The 16,254-nt window shown below is 30.3% G+C and carries 17 protein-coding genes and 1 pseudogene; 17 read left to right on the forward strand and 1 reads right to left on the reverse strand.

What is annotated here, in order from left to right:
* Positions 1-54 precede the first annotated feature (54 nt).
* The 14 genes from B5D11_RS10730 (at position 55) to B5D11_RS10790 (ending at position 13,056) form a co-directional block, all read left to right on the forward strand.
* On the forward strand, positions 55-369 hold the full coding sequence (locus B5D11_RS10730) for a hypothetical protein (RefSeq protein WP_078683036.1): 315 nt from the start codon (positions 55-57) through the stop codon (positions 367-369).
* Between the two features lie 71 nt (positions 370-440).
* Positions 441-575, forward strand: a complete 135-nt coding sequence (locus B5D11_RS13000) for a hypothetical protein (RefSeq protein ID WP_278320359.1) — start codon at positions 441-443, stop codon at positions 573-575.
* 13 nt (positions 576-588) lie between these two features.
* The gene (locus B5D11_RS10740; RefSeq protein WP_078683038.1) at positions 589-3,708 is read left to right on the forward strand and encodes a phage tail tape measure protein; all 3,120 of its coding nucleotides are present in this window, start codon (positions 589-591) and stop codon (positions 3,706-3,708) included.
* On the forward strand, positions 3,708-4,400 hold the full coding sequence (locus tag B5D11_RS10745) for a phage distal tail protein (RefSeq protein ID WP_078683039.1): 693 nt from the start codon (positions 3,708-3,710) through the stop codon (positions 4,398-4,400). The genes B5D11_RS10740 and B5D11_RS10745 overlap by 1 nt, the downstream gene beginning before the upstream one ends.
* Positions 4,401-4,437: 37 nt before the next feature.
* A complete protein-coding gene (locus tag B5D11_RS10750; protein ID WP_078683040.1) occupies positions 4,438-8,439 on the forward strand; it encodes a phage tail spike protein in 4,002 nt (1,333 codons plus the stop codon).
* A gap of 17 nt (positions 8,440-8,456) precedes the next feature.
* Positions 8,457-8,759: a hypothetical protein gene (locus B5D11_RS10755; RefSeq protein ID WP_078683041.1), complete on the forward strand. Its 303-nt coding sequence runs from the start codon at positions 8,457-8,459 to the stop codon at positions 8,757-8,759.
* Between the two features lie 17 nt (positions 8,760-8,776).
* A complete protein-coding gene (locus tag B5D11_RS12720) occupies positions 8,777-8,950 on the forward strand; it encodes a hypothetical protein (protein ID WP_180377007.1) in 174 nt (57 codons plus the stop codon).
* 62 nt (positions 8,951-9,012) lie between these two features.
* Complete coding sequence (locus B5D11_RS10760) at positions 9,013-9,258, forward strand: hypothetical protein (RefSeq protein ID WP_078683042.1); 246 nt, start codon at positions 9,013-9,015, stop codon at positions 9,256-9,258.
* Positions 9,259-9,345: 87 nt separating this feature from the next.
* Complete coding sequence (locus B5D11_RS10765; RefSeq protein WP_078683043.1) at positions 9,346-9,744, forward strand: phage holin family protein; 399 nt, start codon at positions 9,346-9,348, stop codon at positions 9,742-9,744.
* 1 nt (position 9,745) lies between these two features.
* The gene (locus tag B5D11_RS10770) at positions 9,746-10,609 is read left to right on the forward strand and encodes a peptidoglycan recognition protein family protein (RefSeq protein ID WP_180377008.1); all 864 of its coding nucleotides are present in this window, start codon (positions 9,746-9,748) and stop codon (positions 10,607-10,609) included.
* 228 nt (positions 10,610-10,837) lie between these two features.
* Positions 10,838-11,770: a hypothetical protein gene (locus tag B5D11_RS10775; RefSeq protein WP_078683045.1), complete on the forward strand. Its 933-nt coding sequence runs from the start codon at positions 10,838-10,840 to the stop codon at positions 11,768-11,770.
* A gap of 12 nt (positions 11,771-11,782) precedes the next feature.
* On the forward strand, positions 11,783-12,295 hold the full coding sequence (locus B5D11_RS10780) for a hypothetical protein (protein ID WP_078683046.1): 513 nt from the start codon (positions 11,783-11,785) through the stop codon (positions 12,293-12,295).
* Positions 12,296-12,403: 108 nt separating this feature from the next.
* The gene (locus B5D11_RS10785; protein WP_078683047.1) at positions 12,404-12,595 is read left to right on the forward strand and encodes a type II toxin-antitoxin system HicA family toxin; all 192 of its coding nucleotides are present in this window, start codon (positions 12,404-12,406) and stop codon (positions 12,593-12,595) included.
* 47 nt (positions 12,596-12,642) lie between these two features.
* Positions 12,643-13,056, forward strand: a complete 414-nt coding sequence (locus B5D11_RS10790) for a type II toxin-antitoxin system HicB family antitoxin (protein WP_078683048.1) — start codon at positions 12,643-12,645, stop codon at positions 13,054-13,056.
* Positions 13,057-13,135: 79 nt separating this feature from the next.
* On the opposite strand, the gene B5D11_RS10795 is transcribed toward B5D11_RS10790, so the two are convergent.
* Positions 13,136-13,501: a helix-turn-helix domain-containing protein gene (locus tag B5D11_RS10795; protein WP_242942283.1), complete on the reverse strand. Its 366-nt coding sequence runs from the start codon at positions 13,499-13,501 to the stop codon at positions 13,136-13,138.
* Positions 13,502-13,600: 99 nt separating this feature from the next.
* Here B5D11_RS10795 and B5D11_RS10800 point away from each other — a divergent pair.
* From B5D11_RS10800 to B5D11_RS10810, 3 genes and pseudogenes are all read left to right on the forward strand, one after another.
* A pseudogene (locus tag B5D11_RS10800) lies at positions 13,601-13,813 on the forward strand (sporulation peptidase YabG); the annotation flags it as partial.
* 239 nt (positions 13,814-14,052) lie between these two features.
* Entirely contained in the window at positions 14,053-14,286 is a 234-nt protein-coding gene (locus tag B5D11_RS10805) for a Veg family protein (RefSeq protein WP_078683049.1), read from the forward strand.
* A gap of 333 nt (positions 14,287-14,619) precedes the next feature.
* The gene (locus B5D11_RS10810; protein WP_078683050.1) at positions 14,620-16,185 is read left to right on the forward strand and encodes a DUF3794 and LysM peptidoglycan-binding domain-containing protein; all 1,566 of its coding nucleotides are present in this window, start codon (positions 14,620-14,622) and stop codon (positions 16,183-16,185) included.
* The last annotated feature ends 69 nt before the right edge of the window (positions 16,186-16,254 follow it).

The raw sequence follows: 16,254 nt of genomic DNA on the forward strand, positions 1-16,254 counted from the left end.
AGCGATTTAAAGCGGGAACATTTTAGTTCCAACAATGTCGAAAGGAGAGAAAATATGATTAATGATATTAGACCTAAGACTATAACAATAAATTTAGACAGAGAAAGACATTTAAAGTTTGATTTAAACGCATTTGCAGAACTTGAGGAAATATACGGTGATTTTGAAACTGCTATGAATGAAATGACCAAAGGAAGTATCAAGGCAGTAAGGGCTATTTTATGGGCTGGGCTTGTTCACGAAGATGACAGTCTAACTATAAAACAAGTCGGCTCAATGACTGATATGTCAAACATATCCTATGTAGTCGAAACAATATCAAAAGCAATTTCAGAAGCAATGCCAAAGGTAGATGAAAAAAACGCATAGAGCCAGCTCAATCTAACCAAAAAGGATGGGATTGGGCGTGGCTTTATTATTTAGGAACAATTATTTTAGGCTTGAGCGAGCGTGTTTTTTGGAAATGCACACCAAGAAAGCTTATGGCTCTTTTTGAGGTTCATAAGCAAGTACAAGGAATAGAAACACAGGAAGAAGAAAAAGAAGTATATGCGGACCAAATAGCCTTCTTATAAAGGTGGTGAGAAGATGGATGATTTAACACTGGCGGTCAAACTTGCGATGGATAATTCATCGTTCCAGCAAGGGATACAAAACCTAAAACGAGAGATGGAAGTAGTGCAGTCGCAGTTTCGTGAAAGCACCGCAGGCATAAAAGACTGGGGCAAAAATTTAGACAGTATGAAAAGCTATGCAGACGCACTCACACAAAAAATAGATATTCAAAAGAAAGTAGTTCAAGCATATCAAGAGCAACTTGAAAAGGCGAAACAAGGACTTGAAGAAAACGCAAAGAAGATGCTTGACCTAAAAAGTAAGGTTGAACAAGCAGAACAAGCTTGGAAAAATTCAAAGAAAACTTTAGGTGAAAATGCAGAGGAAACACAAAAACTTAAGGCAGAATATGAAAAGTTAAAGAAAGAATATGACCAGCAGGAACAGAAGGTAAGGAATAATCAAAAGACAGTTGAAGGATATACAATACAATTAAATAATGCAAAGTCTAAGCTTAATGAAATGGAATCAGAACTAAGACAAGCTACATCAGAGATAGATAAGCAAAGCAATGCTTGGATAAAGCTTTCGGAAAAAGCAAAGGAAGTTGGAGAAAAGCTTAAGTCGGTTGGCGACAAGATGTCAAGTGTAGGCAAGGACCTATCAATGAAGCTTACAGCACCAATCGTTGGTGCTGGAGCGGCAGCAGTAAAATTTGCATCTGATCTAAACGAAAGCATTAATAAAGTTGATGTTGCTTTTAAAAATAATGCTAATGAAGTAAAAAATTGGTCAGATACAACATTAACTAAATTCGGAATTGCAAAAGGAACTGCCTTAGATATGGCTGCAGGATTTGGGGATATGGCAACATCAATGGGCCTAAACACAAAACAAGCGGCTGAGATGTCTACGAAGCTTGTAGGACTTGCAGGAGATTTAGCTTCATTTAAAAATATAAGTATAGATGTTGCTAATACTGCATTGACAAGTGTATTTACAGGTGAAACTGAAAGTTTGAAAAAATTGGGAATTGTAATGACTGAAGCTAATCTTCAAGAATTTGCACTATCAAAAGGAATAAAAACACGAGTAAAAGATATGTCAGAAGCTGAAAAAGTTCAACTAAGATACAATTTTGTAATGGAGAAAACAATAAATGCACATGGTGATTTTGAACGAACTGGAGTAGGAACAGCAAATCAAATGAGAATATTCAAAGAGAGTTTAAAGCAATTAGCTGAAACTTTCGGACAACAACTATTACCAATAATTACACCAATGATTCAAAAATTAAATGAGATGATACAAAAATTTGCTGGTCTTGATGATAGAACAAAAAAAATAATAACAATATTTGCTGGAGTTGTAGCGGCAATGGGGCCTTTAGTGATGATTATAGGTAAGGTAATAAGTATTGCAGGTACACTTTCTACTGTAATTGGAACAGTAAGTGGAGCAATGGCAGCAGCAACAACTGCAACAGCGGCAGCAGGAACAGCAGTAGCGACTACAGGTGGAGCATTTGCAGCGTTAGCAGGGCCGATAGGTATTGCAATAGCAGCTATTGCAGGAATAGGATTAGCTGGTTATGGTCTTTATAAACATTTTTCACAAAGTGCTATACCTGCTGTTAAATTATTTGGTGATGAGACCTCCGAATCAACTAAAAAAGCAATTGGAGCATATATGGACATGGATCAAAAAGCAGGACAAAGCCTTATGCATTTAAAATTGACAGGGCAAATTGTATCTAAAGAAACTGCAGATAATCTCATACAAATATTTAATGATATGGGTTCACAAATTAAACAAGGATTAGATAAACATTTCAATGAAAGCTATAATTCGTTGCAGAATTTTTTCAAAAATAGCACAGTTTTAAGTTCCGGGGAAGAGGCTAAGATATTAGCTGATATGAAGTCTAAAAATGATGCAAAGAAAAAAGAAACAGATAATTATACAAAACAAATAAAGGAAATATTAACTAAAGCAAGCAATGAAAAAAGAGATTTGACAGCGGATGAACAGCAAAAAATAAATGAAATACAGGCGAAAATGAAAGTAAATGCAGTAAAAAGTTTAAGTGATACTGAACTTGAAAGCAAAGCAATATTAGAAAGAATGAAACAACAAGCTGGAAATTTGACTGCACAACAGGCTGTCGAGGTTGTAAAGAACAGTTTGGATCAAAAAAATAAAGCGATTGAAAATGCAAATAAACAATATAATGAAACAGTAAAAGCCATTATAAAACAAAGAGATGAAACTGGAACAATAACAAAGGAACAAGCAGACAAACTTATCAAAGAAACAACAAGACAAAAGGATGAAACAATTAAGAAAGCAGAAGAAATGCATAATAAAGTTGTTGGCGAAGCCAAAAAACAAGCAGGTGAACATGTAAACCAAGTTGACTGGGAAAAAGGACAAGTAAAAACCAAATGGCAAGAAATGAAAGATAATATTTCACAAAAAATAAACGATATAGCATCAAACACAAAAAAAGGTTGGAACAATATAAAAACAGATGCGGCTAATAAAGTCCAAGAGATGAAAAATTCTATTATTAATAAATACAATGAAATTAAAATTTCTGTTTCAAATAAAATTCAAGAAATTAAAAATACTGCATCAGTAAAGTGGAATGAACTTTTATCTAAACCACGTGAAGTTATAAATAATATTAAAGGCTATTTCACAAATTTGAAATTGAGCATTCCATCTATTGGCACTAGTACATTAAGTTTACTGAAATCTTCTGTATCAGACACAATTAGCAGAATAAAAAGTCATTTTGGGGGGCTAAGATTAAGTTTACCGTCAATTAGTATTCCCCATATAAAATTGCCACACTTTTCCATAAGAGGTTCGTTTTCGATTGTACCTCCGAGAGTGCCGACATTAGACGTTAATTGGTATGCAACAGGAGGTATTTTTAATAGACCCAGCATTATTGGTGTCGGTGAGGCAGGAACTGAAGCTGTACTTCCTATAGATAGATTAGATGAACTTATGGCAAGAGCAATAGAAAAAGTAGGCAACAAAGGGACACAAATAATATTTCAGGGAAATTATTCTTTTGCTGAAAAAAAAGATATTGATTATTTTATGAGCAAAGCCGCTCAACTTGTGCAAAGGAGGAAGGGCTAATGCTGGTTAATAATATCAATATAAGTAATTTTAAAGCACAACTTTTAAAAAAAGATATACAGACAGCCGAAGTAGTAATATATGACGATTGGTTGCGAAATGCCCTTAATCCTTTGTATATTGGGAAAGAAGAAAAATATAAGCAGATTAAATTAGAACTATTTATTGATGATACTGATGATGAAAGTGCTTTGAATGATATAAGCAATTTAATAAAACAATTTGAAAAATGCAATGTAAAATTTGACGACTTAAGCTATTATTATGACTGTCTTATCGTAAATAAAAATCACGAGAGAAAGGCTAAAGGTAAATATATACTTAATATGGAGTTTAAAAGTGGTTATGCCTATAAAACTGAGATAACTGAAACAATGGAACATGTTTCTTCAAAGACTATCAATGTCCCAGGCAATCTTCCGTCCCCAGCTGTGATAGAGATAACTCCAATTGTAGATATGGTTGACATAATAATATCAGGATTTGGTGATAGCTTCACGATAAAAGGTCTTCAGGCTAATCAAAAGGTAATAGTAGATGGTGAGAGCTGCTTAGTTACTCAAGCTGGAGCTAATAAATTCTCAGATTATGATGGGTGGAATTTTCCTGTATTGCAACCAGGCTCTAACACAATAACTATTAGCAATACTAATTGTATAGTAAATATAAAATATAAACCGAGGTGGATATAGCAGTATTCAAATAAATTTCGCTTGGAGGTGGTGGTAAATGCTAATATTATATGACGTAAATCATAATAAAATAGCTTTGCTTCAAAATGTGAAGGATCCTAAAAGAGAGAGGACACTCGATGGGGATGAGGTTCTCTCTTTTTTTTATCCTATTTCTGATACAAAATATTCATTGATTAAGGAAGAGTGTTATGTAAGGAATAAGGATAATGAGTATGTAATTAAGGAAGTCAACGAAGGCGAAGATTGGGGAGAATTTGTTGCTAAGATTAATATAGAAGCTATTAAAGGCAAGGATATAGAACACTTTGAAACAGTAGAGCAAACATGTGCTAATGCTGTTAACTTAGCCATAGTTGGAACTGGATGGAATATAGGTTATTGCGACGTTACAAAAAATAGAACAATAAGAAAACAAAGATGTAGTGCTTGGGATATATTACAGGAAATAAGAAACATATACAAGTGTGATTTTAGATTTGATACAGTAAATAAGAAGATATATATCTACCAATCCATGGGAACTGACAAGGGAGTATATTTCACTGACCAGTTAAACTTGAAAAAACTTGATGTGCAGAGGAATTCATATGATTATGTAACAAGACTTATTCCTATAGGCAAGGATGGACTTACAATCGAATCTGTGAATGGTGGTTTGAATTATATTGAAAACTACCAATATAGTTCAAAAGTTATAACAGCGTACTGGGAGGATAATCGTTATACGAATCCTGAGAGCTTAAAAGAAGATGCAATACTTCGCCTTAATGAGTTAAGTAAGCCAAGACAAGCATACAAAGCGGATGTTTTTGACTTAGCTAGTATATCTGACAAGTATTCGTTTCTTGATTATGACATTGGCGATACTATTACACTTGTTGATGAAATAAAAGGAATCAAAGATAAACAGCGAATTGTAAAAACAATTGAATATCTTGACGAACCAGAAAAAAATCAAATTGAGATTGCGAATAGAGTAATATCGCTTGATGATCTACAAGTCAACTTGATTGAGACATCTGAAACAGTTAATTCAATAACAACAACTGACGGTCAAGTAGTAGGTTCGAAAATCGACAGTGTTGATTACGCAAAAATCAAAAATGTTAGTATCGGCACTACAGACATTCAAGATGCTGCAATCACATCCGCGAAAATCGGTAACGCGCAAATCACAACCACTCACATAACAGATGGTGCAATTACAAACGCTAAAATAGCTAATGCTACAATAGACACAGCCAATATAAAAGATGGAGCTATAAATAATGCTAAAATTGCTACTGCAACCATATCGACTGCTAATATTGCAGATGGTGCAATTACTACTGCAAAAATAGCTGACGGTAATATTACAAACGCTAAAATAGCTAATGCTACAATTACAGGAGCTAAAATAGCCAACGCTACTATTGAAACTGCAAAAATAAAAAATGGTGCTATAACCACAGCTTTAATAGGCACTGGAGCAGTACAAACAGCACAAATAGCAGATGGCAGTATAACTGACGCAAAAATAGTTAGTTTAACAGCAAATAAATTAACAGCAGGTACGATTGACGCAAGTAACATCAATGTTATAAATTTAAAAGCTGATAATATAACTACTGGTGCATTAACTATTGATGGGGATAACTTGATTCATAATACTAATTTTGCTAATAATACTAATTATTGGACTATTGATAGTAACAAATGGGTTAGAGATACGTCTTTATTATACGATAATGTTGTAACAATGAAATCAGAAGTAACTGGTGAAACATCTGATAAATATTATGGTTTGTATAGTGAATTTACAAATATAACAGAAGGACAAAGCTTGGTTGGTAGTGTTTACGTATATACAAATGACAAAAGCACAATAGACAATGGAGTTTATATGCAAATTGAATGGTATAATTCATCAAATACAAGAATTTATGCAAGTGCACAGTCAATATTACCCGATAATAACTCAACTTGGCAACGATTTGTCCTAACAGACACTGCTCCAACAGGTACAGTAAAAGCTAGATTAAGATTTCGTCTTACAAGAAACGGTAGAATTTGGATTGCAAAACCTATGTTGCAAAGAGGTTCGGTAGCAAGTGAATGGAAATTGCATACTGATGAACAAATTTCAAATGGTGCAATAACAAATGCTAAAATAGCCAATAGTGCTGTTGATGGAAACAAAATAGCAAGTAATTCAGTTACGAACACACACATTTCTGCTAATACTATAACTGGAGATAAACTTGTGGCTGATACTATAACTGCTAGAGAAATAGCGTCAAAAACAATCACTGCAAATGAAATAGCAAGTAATACTATAACAGCAGGTAGTGCGATTATAGCAGATGGTGCAATTACTACTGCAAAAATAGCTGACGGTAATATTACAAACGCTAAAATAGCTAATGCTACAATTACAGGAGCTAAAATAGCTACTGCTACAATTACAGGAGCTAAAATAGCTACTGCTACCATAGACACAGCCAATATAAAAGATGGTAGTATTACTGACGCCAAAATAGTTAATTTAACTGCTAATAAATTAACAGCAGGAACTATAGACGCAAGTCAAATAAATGTAATAAATTTAAATGCAAATAACATAACAACTGGTTATTTAACAGCTGATAGGATACAAGGTGGAATTTTAACGTTAGGTGGACAAAATAACCAAAGTGGTGTTTTATTGATGAAAGATGCCACAGGGCAAATATATGGTGGTATTGATGCAACAGGTATTGCTATGTCCAAACCTTTAATTGTATCGGGTAGTTACGAGTATTATCAAGAAGATTATGGACATTTTGATAACTATTTTTATGGTAATTATGGATATAATAGCATTACCTTATATGATGGGTTACCTAACCCCGGCGGAGAATGGTGGGATAAAAAATTTTCATATAATTTAGATACTGGTGGTTTATATATGAAACAATTCCATGAAGGTGGACTAACAGAGGACTGGGTTAAACATGAGTGTTATATAGGTGCTTGTCCAACTGTCAACGATGATGATAGAAAAAATGGAATGACTTATTTTAGACATGGTAAACATGGTTTAAAAATAATACCGATAGATATTGATAGTAAAACTATTGATGATTATACTTTATATCCTAGAAAATCTATTGTAATAGAAGATTATACACAACCACGTATATTATTACAAGCACGAAATAATTATGAAGGCTATGGTGCTCAAATATCTTTTAATGGCAGTGATAATCAAGCTGTTAGAATTAGATTTAATGAATTTAATAGTACAAGAACCCCTTATGGATTGCACATTGAAAAAGACCCAATATTAAATACACAAACTGGCAAAGCGTATTTAAGTGTAGAAGGAGATATAATTTGCGGTAATAATTTAGAAGTTGCCGGTGATTGGTATTGGAAACCATCACAGAATTTTAAATTAAACGGAACAGCTAATAATCAAGAGTGGAGTTTTGATATTGTTGGAAATAGTAGTTATTATGGCTTATATTGGCAAGTACGGTCTGATACTAAAAATACTTGTTTAAAAGTTGATGGTGATAGTGGTAATGTAACAATGCCTTATAGATTATATGTTGGAGATAATATTGATGCAGGTAGTGTAACAGCATCGCCATTTTATCTAAAAAATTCTGTTGGTAAAAATTATATATCTACAGGTAATGGAGATGGAGCAAGTTATACAACTCATAATATGATTATACGTTCATGGTGGGGTATTGGAATACACGACAATAATGATGTTTGTAATATTGTTATAAATTCAAGGACAGGTGATATATCAAATAAAGGTAAAATTTATAGTAATTGGGGATATTCAAATATTGGCAAAAGTCCTGCGTATACTTGGAGTGGTACAATAAATTATAATACGTATGTTACCATAACTCATAACCTTGGTTATAATCCAATAATACAAACTAGTGGTTCACAAGGTAATTTAGTATTGACATTTTTAAATTCAGATAGCAATAACACTAGAGTTTTTAATTATAGTGGTGGCTCTAATAATTGGACAGGTACAATATATTTTTGGTAAAAGGAGTTTGATATAAATTGATTGGATATGCTTTTATAAATAAAGACACTAATATATTAGATTATATATGTAGTTGGGGTGATAATGAAATGCCTGCTGATTATCCGATAGAAGATAATCAGTATGTGGTTAAATTAGATGAGAATAAATACAAAGAAATTGAAAAATTAATATTAGAAAGAAAAAAAATAAAAATATTAGATATTGAAAACTTTGAATACGAAGAAATAATAGAAGGAATTGAAAAAACAAAAAGTGAAATAGATTATTTAATAGATTTAGATTTTAGATTATCAAAAATAGAATTAAATTTATACTAATAATAGGAGGATAAAAAATGACGTATTTATATTGTAAAACTATAATAAAAAATAAATCCTATGATTCTAAAGAGGAAATGTTGGAAAAATTAGATGTATTTTTGCTAAACAACAGAATTAATAAAGATGAATACAACGCATTGGTTACTTTATTAAATGAAGTTGACAAATTAGATGGAGTTTTGTTATAGATTTAATAAAGATGAACACAACAAATTAATTACATGTTAATTAAAAATAGGAGGAATTTTTTATGAAAATACAAAAACCATTCGATTTACAGGTAGAAGATTTTAGAAATGATTTAGTAAATTTAATAAATTCAACGCAACAGCAATTACCGCTTTCAGTGATTGTATTGATAATAAATGATATGGTGGATAATGTTAATAGACAATATAATCAATATAAAAATAAATTAAAAGAAGATTATCAAAATTCATTAAATGAAGAAATATCAAAATCAAATAAAGAAGAAAATACAGAAGAAACGAAATAAATCTAAAATAAACCAAACTAATCAATTTAAAGTTGGTTTATTTTTTTATTGTTTATACTATTTTAAAAAAGAAAGAAGGAATGAAAAATGAAACAAGAAACTTTAAACTCAATTTTTGCAGCTATAGGAACAGGTTTAACTTATATATTTGGAGGGTGGGATACAGTGCTATTAGTATTAGTTATTTTTATGGGATTAGATTATCTCACCGGAGTTATAGCTGCAACTTATCAAAAAAATCTTAATAGCGAAATTGGTTTTAAAGGTCTTTTAAAGAAATGTACAATATTAATAGTGCTAATAGTTGCTGTAATGTTAGATAAACTTATTAATCAAGGGACCTGGGTATTTAGAACATTAGTAGCGTATTTCTATATAGCAAACGAAGCTATATCACTTTTAGAAAATAGTTCAAAAGTAGGGTTACCAATACCTGAAAAGTTAGTAAATGCATTAGCACAATTAAAAGACAAAGGAGATGAATAAAATGTTTGAGATTATAACAATTGATGAATTATTAAAAAGGTTAGATAAATATAATCATAAGGAACTACATGTGCATCATACTTGGAAACCAAATCATCAGGATTTTAATGGTTTTAACGGAATATCACTTCAAGAAGGAATAAAAAATTATCATGTAAATACTTTAGGTTGGCAAGATATAGGGCAACATGTAACATTATTACCTGATGGTACTTTTATCACTGGAAGAGATTTTGGGAAAACGCCAGCTTCTATAAGTGGTAAAAATACAGGAGCTTTTGCTTGTGAGATTTTGGGGAATTTTGATATAGGTCATGATAAACTAGAAGGAGCACAAAGAGATAGTATAATTAAACTTGCAAGATACTTCGATAATAAAGGGCGATATGTAAGATTTCATAGGGAAAATAGTCCTAAAACTTGTCCAGGAACAAGTATAGATAAAGATGATTTTATGAGTGAAGTCAGACAAAAATCAGTAGAGCAAAATTTAGAAGTTAAAATACAATCAGCAACAAAGCAAAAGAAGACGTGGGAAGACTATATAATTGGAGATTTAGCTAAAGAACTACAAAATGCTATTAACACTATTTATAAAACAAAACTTAAATTAGATGGTTATATTGGAGATTTAACTTTAGATACATTTAGTAAGATTGCCTTAAAAAAAGGAGACAAAAATGCTCTTGTTAAAGTAGTTCAAAAAAGGTTATTGCAATTAGGTTATAAACTTCCTAAGTATGGAGCAGATGGTAGTTTTGGAGCAGAGACGTTAAATGCAATTAAAGAATTTCAGAAAGTAAATGCTTTAACAGTGGATGGAATTGTTGGTAAAAATACTTTAAATGCATTATTTAAGAAATAACATTTACCCCAGGGATTTTCCCCTGGGGTTTTATTTTTTTTGAAATTATTTGCTCAAAATATTGCTTGTACATATTATTGGTAATATACTGAAAATAAAAAGAAATCACTTTGACGAGCAAATCAGCAGTGATTTCTAGATAACAATGTATTTCAGTGAATATTTACTTCTATTATATAAAAATATTCTATGGAGTACAATAGAAACTTTATATTTTGGAGGGGTAGTATGTCACAAAAAGTAGTTTATTATTATAGTATATCAATAAGAGATTCATTAACAAATGTAGAAGTAGATAATATTAAAAAAGTATTTGATGTGATATTTAAAGAAAATTGTGTTAATAATAATGAAATAAGAACACTTTCATTAGGTAATGGAGAAGTAACTTTAGATATTTTATTGGAGGATGAAAATTATTTATTTGGCCGAGTAGGCAAGGAAACAGAGTTTTACAATATTTTAAAAAGAAATAAAGAAACCTTAAAATATGAATATGTATTAAATGGTGATGACGTTAATAACAGTAGTTTGGAAATATGTACTTATTTTTTACTAGACTATACTACTGGAATAGTTGGTTTTATCTTTGGGAAAACTGCACCAAATGTTAATTCTTTAGTTAATATTGTAAGTGAACACAGTGAAAAATACACTATGAATATTATTAGAATTGCTAGTGAAGAAAGTGTTAGGGCTTTGTTAAGACCCGGTTCATATTTAAGTAAAATTTCTTATGCTTTTAGAGTACCAAATGTCGAGATTTTGGAGAAAGTAGGGCTCACAAGAACACAATTGGCATCTTTAGCTAATGCAGAAATCTTTGAAGCTGAGCTAATAATAAAAAATAGAAGAAGAAAACCAATAACGGATGATCAAGCAGTATTAGAAAATATTGTAAATACCTTTTCAAAACTACCAGATCAAATTAAAAATTCATTAAGATTTTCTGGTAAAACACCAAATAGTTTATCAAAAGATTATAAATTTGAAGAGCAAGATATATCTTTTCATATTGATATAGACGAATATAAAATTGAAAATGGCAATAAAATTAAATTAGAAGCTGATGAAGTTGCAGCAAAAGTACTTCACAAGCTTAGAGGGTTATATACCGAGCATAGAACTGATATTATGAGATATGCTGGATTAGATTATTAGGAGATGATCTAAATGTTAAAAAAACTTAAATATTTTATATATGTAGCTTTGCTTTTTATACTTTTTTATTTAATAAATAATGAAATACTAGATATCTCAGTTATAAAAAATAATCACTTCAATTTAATTACTGTGAATTCAATATTTGCCGGATTTTTATTTACATCTCTAGGTGTAATTATGAGTTTATATTCAAATGAGTTACTAGTGAAATTAGAAAGAACATCAATAATGAATGATATTTATGTAGATATATTTACAGGAATAGTATTCAGTGTTATTTCCATTATTATATCTGTAGCGAATTCTTTTATAAGTATAGACAATATTACAAATAACAATTTGAAATACTTTTTTTCCAATATTATGTTGGTATTAGAACTTTATTTCTTATTAGTAGCTATTTTACAATTTATTATTTCAGTAAATGATACACGATTTATAATTAAAACGGTTAGACTCAATTTAAAAAAACATTTTCCATCAAAAGAAAATATAAATAAGACATTAGATAAAATAAAATAGTATATGAGTTCTTTATCTATATTTTAAAAACAAAAATGTCACAAAATATAATTTATCATTGACACGTGTTTTAAGACGTGTTATAATAAAATTGTGGGAGGGAGTTACATGAGGTCTTATTCATCAAGGGAAGTTATTAAGATACTTGAAGAACATGGTTGGTATTTAAAAAGAGTAACCGGAGATCATTACCAATACACAGATGGTCATAGGCTGACAACAGTTAGACATCCGGTAAAAGATTTAGGTATAAAAAACCTCAAGAGTATTGAAAAACAAACTGGGATTAAATTTGATTAATCCCTCCCTTTCCACTATTAATTAATAGTTAGGAGGTATAAAAGGTTATGAAAAAAGACGTCTATGTTTATCCGGCAGTACTCACCCAATATGAAGATAACATAGGAATAACATTCCCAGATCTTCCAGGATGCGTTTCAAATGCTTATACTTTAGAAGAAGCTGCTAAATGTGCAAAGGAAGTATTGGCATTACACCTTTTTGGTATGGAGGAAGATGGTTATGAGATACCAGACCCTTCACCTATAAATAAAATAAAATTAGAAAAAAATGAAATTCCTTTATTAGTTGAAGTTTATATGCCACTTTATAGAGACGCTATTGAGAATACTACCACTAAAACAACAGTTACTATGCCGCAGTGGCTTAAGACATTGGCTGAAGAGAAGAAAGTTAATTTCTCACAAGTACTTCAAGCAGCTCTTAAAGAGCAATTAGGATTAAAAGACATTAATTCATAATTATAAAAAGGACTGGCTACGGGAAGAATCTTATATAAGAGAATTCCATATATAACCATAAGATTAGAAGTTAGGATCCTTAAAAGGCTCCTAACTTCTTTAACTTCAAATACATATTATATGAAAGGTTTATTTTACCGCTCAACAATCTTGCAAATCCTGAGTAAGACATACCTACAATATCAGCTGCCTTTTGATAAGTGAGGTTATTCTTTATTCTCCATTCCTTTATCTTTTCTCCTGGATTATTAAAATATATATGGTAATATTCATGGAAATATTGTAAACTAAGGTTAAATGCATTACATATATCTTTTATGCTTTCAGGCTTTGGAAGGACTCCTTCCTTTTCCCATTGGTTAACGGTTGTCCAATGATGGCCAATTAAATCTGCAAACTCTTCTCTTTCGAGATTATACATTTTTCTTAATTTTATTATTTTCATGGCAATTGTATCTTCAGGTAAATTTTTATATAATTCTTTATATAGATTAAATTTAGTATCAGCAAAAAAATTTCTTAATATCGTACTTTGGTATAATGAGCAGGTGCTAATTTTGCAAGTTCACCTTCTCGGGTTTTAATTCATTGTCTTGATCCAGTATTTCTTTGCGAAAGGATTGCTTATACAAGTATTGAAAAAGTACTTTCTATTCAAGATGCTTTGGAAAATACAATAACTGGCAGTAAAGGAATTGGAGGGCTTCAAACTAGAGGAAAATATAGAGAAGGATTTCCTAAATCATCTTATGCATAAAATTTTGTAAAAAATTGTGCATATATTAAAATTTTTAGGAAATAATATAAAATATACTTATGGGATATTTAAATAATAACACTTCAAGTCATAAGTATTAAGTATGACTTGAAGTTTTTATTTTTGTTTACAAAAAATTAATATTGACAAAACACTTTATTAACTGGTAAAATATTAAGTTTATTTGACATATAATGATTTTTAATATATAATATATTTGTGGAAAGAGGGTGTTTGATGTGGAAAAAATGAATGTGCTTGCATCTATAAGGACAGACATCGAAAACCATGTTGGAGAAAAGGTAACTTTGAAGGCTAATGGCGGTAGAAGGAAAGTCCTTATTAACAAAGGGGTAATTGAAAAAACTTATCCTAATATTTTTGTTATTAGACTAGAACATGACACCCAGAGGACAGTGACATACAGTTATTCAGATGTTTTAACTAAGACAGTTCAAATAGTCTTTGCATGAAAATCGGCACTAAGTAATTAGTGCCGATTTTATTTTATATAATAAAAAGAAAGATGGCGTTTTTCCATCTTTCAACTATGGTATAAAAGGGTATTGAGAATTTATGAGAGGTTATATGGTCAATAACCATATTCTATATTAAGACAAAATAATTCAATTGTCAACATATTTATACATGGCAAATTAAGGTAATATAAAATACTGAAATTAAATAAAATATACAAATGCTTTAAATTATAAAAATATTTTATAATTTTTTTATTTTGGAGGTTATATTTTTATAGAAGCATTTATATAAATTAATAGTAGGTATTTTATGGGAGGGACAAAGTAATGGCTATAGATTTGCTTAAAGAAAATATAGAATGTGAACAACTTTTAGGAGAAAACACTGCTGATACAGTCATTAAGGGGGAATATGTAATACCAGATACTCACCCGGATGTGTATCAAATTTTAACACTTGATGCAAAACCCACTATAGTAACTAAAGAAGTAATGCAGGATAAAGTATATATAGAAGGTCAAATTGCATTAAATGTACTATATTTAGCTAAGGAAGATGAAAATAGAAGTGGAGTTTACAATGTAGATTATAGTGCGAAATTCTCTAATAGTATAGAAATAGATGGAGCAAATAGAAATATGCCTTGTGAGGCTGAATGTTACATAGAACATATTGAGCCTGTAGTTATTAATGAAAGAAAAATAGCAATAGAAGGCATAATAAAAGTTAAATCATCAGTATATAAGGTTTATAATTTTGAAATAGTTAAAGATTTAAGGGGAATTTCTGATGTTCAGGTATTAAAAGACAGTGCTTCTGTAGATAAAATTGTAAAAAACTGTGATGGAGAGATGATAGCTAAATCACATATGGAAATTCCAATGGATAAGCCTGAAATAGGAACAGTATTAAAGTGCGATGTTGATCTTCACAAAAAGGAAGTTAAAGTTTTAGATGGAAAAATAGAAGTATCAGCTTTTGCTCATGTTAATATGCTCTATAGAGATAAAGATAGTTCTCAGTTATGCTATGTTGATGATGATGTATTGGTTAATAAAGAATTAGAAGCTGAGGAAGTTAATTCTTTTATGGATAGTTTTTCTGAATTTAGAGTAGATGATATGATATTTGATGTAAAGGAAAATGATCTTGGAGAAAAAAGAATTGTTGATGTTGAAATTCTTATAAGAAGTAATACTAAAGTTATGAGTAAAGAAGAAATAGATACCATAGAAGATGCTTATTCACCATCTGTACTTATGGATATGGAAAGAAAAAGTTATGAACTTAATGTTATGCATGGCCAGGCAGGCAATGAAGTTATAGTTAAAGGTAATATAGAAATTTCAGAAGATATTCCAAAACCAGTTTCAATTGTTATGTCTACAGGAAATGTTTGTATAACAGAGAAAAAGCTTATAGAAAATAAAATATTAATTGAAGGTTTATTAAATGTTGAAGTTTTATATAAGACTAATGATGAAGATAAATGTGCTTATGTTATTAAAGATGAAATACCATTTAGTACTTATGTAGAAATTCCAGATGCTAAGATAGATATGCAATGTATTGCAAAGTTAGATCTTGAAAGCATAGAAGCATCTATTGAAGCTAATACTATAGGAGTTAAAGCAATAGTAGAAGCTTATGGAAGAGTAAATTATATTAAAAATAAAGAATTTTTAGTTAATGTTGTTCCCAAAGAAGGAGAAAAACCAGATAAAAAAGCAAGTATAACTATATATGTTGTTCAAAATGGAGATACACTTTGGAAGATAGCTAAAAGATATTATACAACTGTAGATGATTTGGTAAAAATAAATGAAATCGAGAACTTAGATAATATAAGAGAAGGTGAAAAACTTATAATTCCAGGAAGAGCAATAATTTAAATAAAGCTTATTTAAAAATACCTTATTTGATATAATAAATTATATTAGATAAGGTATTTTTATTTTTAC

Source organism: Clostridium sp. USBA 49 (genome assembly GCF_900167505.1).
GTDB lineage: Bacteria > Bacillota > Clostridia > Clostridiales > Clostridiaceae > Clostridium_AT > Clostridium_AT prolinivorans.

What these genes read in the sequence shown, in the direction of transcription:
- B5D11_RS10730 (WP_078683036.1), top strand. Translation starts at nt 55, where the DNA reads ATGATTAATGATATTAGACCTAAGACTATAACAATAAATTTAGACAGA.
- B5D11_RS10740 (WP_078683038.1), top strand. Translation starts at nt 589, where the DNA reads ATGGATGATTTAACACTGGCGGTCAAACTTGCGATGGATAATTCATCG.
- B5D11_RS10745 (WP_078683039.1), top strand. Translation starts at nt 3,708, where the DNA reads ATGCTGGTTAATAATATCAATATAAGTAATTTTAAAGCACAACTTTTA.
- B5D11_RS10750 (WP_078683040.1), top strand. Translation starts at nt 4,438, where the DNA reads ATGCTAATATTATATGACGTAAATCATAATAAAATAGCTTTGCTTCAA.
- B5D11_RS12720 (WP_180377007.1), top strand. Translation starts at nt 8,777, where the DNA reads ATGACGTATTTATATTGTAAAACTATAATAAAAAATAAATCCTATGAT.
- B5D11_RS10760 (WP_078683042.1), top strand. Translation starts at nt 9,013, where the DNA reads ATGAAAATACAAAAACCATTCGATTTACAGGTAGAAGATTTTAGAAAT.
- B5D11_RS10765 (WP_078683043.1), top strand. Translation starts at nt 9,346, where the DNA reads ATGAAACAAGAAACTTTAAACTCAATTTTTGCAGCTATAGGAACAGGT.
- B5D11_RS10770 (WP_180377008.1), top strand. Translation starts at nt 9,746, where the DNA reads ATGTTTGAGATTATAACAATTGATGAATTATTAAAAAGGTTAGATAAA.
- B5D11_RS10775 (WP_078683045.1), top strand. Translation starts at nt 10,838, where the DNA reads ATGTCACAAAAAGTAGTTTATTATTATAGTATATCAATAAGAGATTCA.
- B5D11_RS10780 (WP_078683046.1), top strand. Translation starts at nt 11,783, where the DNA reads ATGTTAAAAAAACTTAAATATTTTATATATGTAGCTTTGCTTTTTATA.
- B5D11_RS10785 (WP_078683047.1), top strand. Translation starts at nt 12,404, where the DNA reads ATGAGGTCTTATTCATCAAGGGAAGTTATTAAGATACTTGAAGAACAT.
- B5D11_RS10790 (WP_078683048.1), top strand. Translation starts at nt 12,643, where the DNA reads ATGAAAAAAGACGTCTATGTTTATCCGGCAGTACTCACCCAATATGAA.
- B5D11_RS10795 (WP_242942283.1), bottom strand. Translation starts at nt 13,501, where the DNA reads ATGAAAATAATAAAATTAAGAAAAATGTATAATCTCGAAAGAGAAGAG.
- B5D11_RS10810 (WP_078683050.1), top strand. Translation starts at nt 14,620, where the DNA reads ATGGCTATAGATTTGCTTAAAGAAAATATAGAATGTGAACAACTTTTA.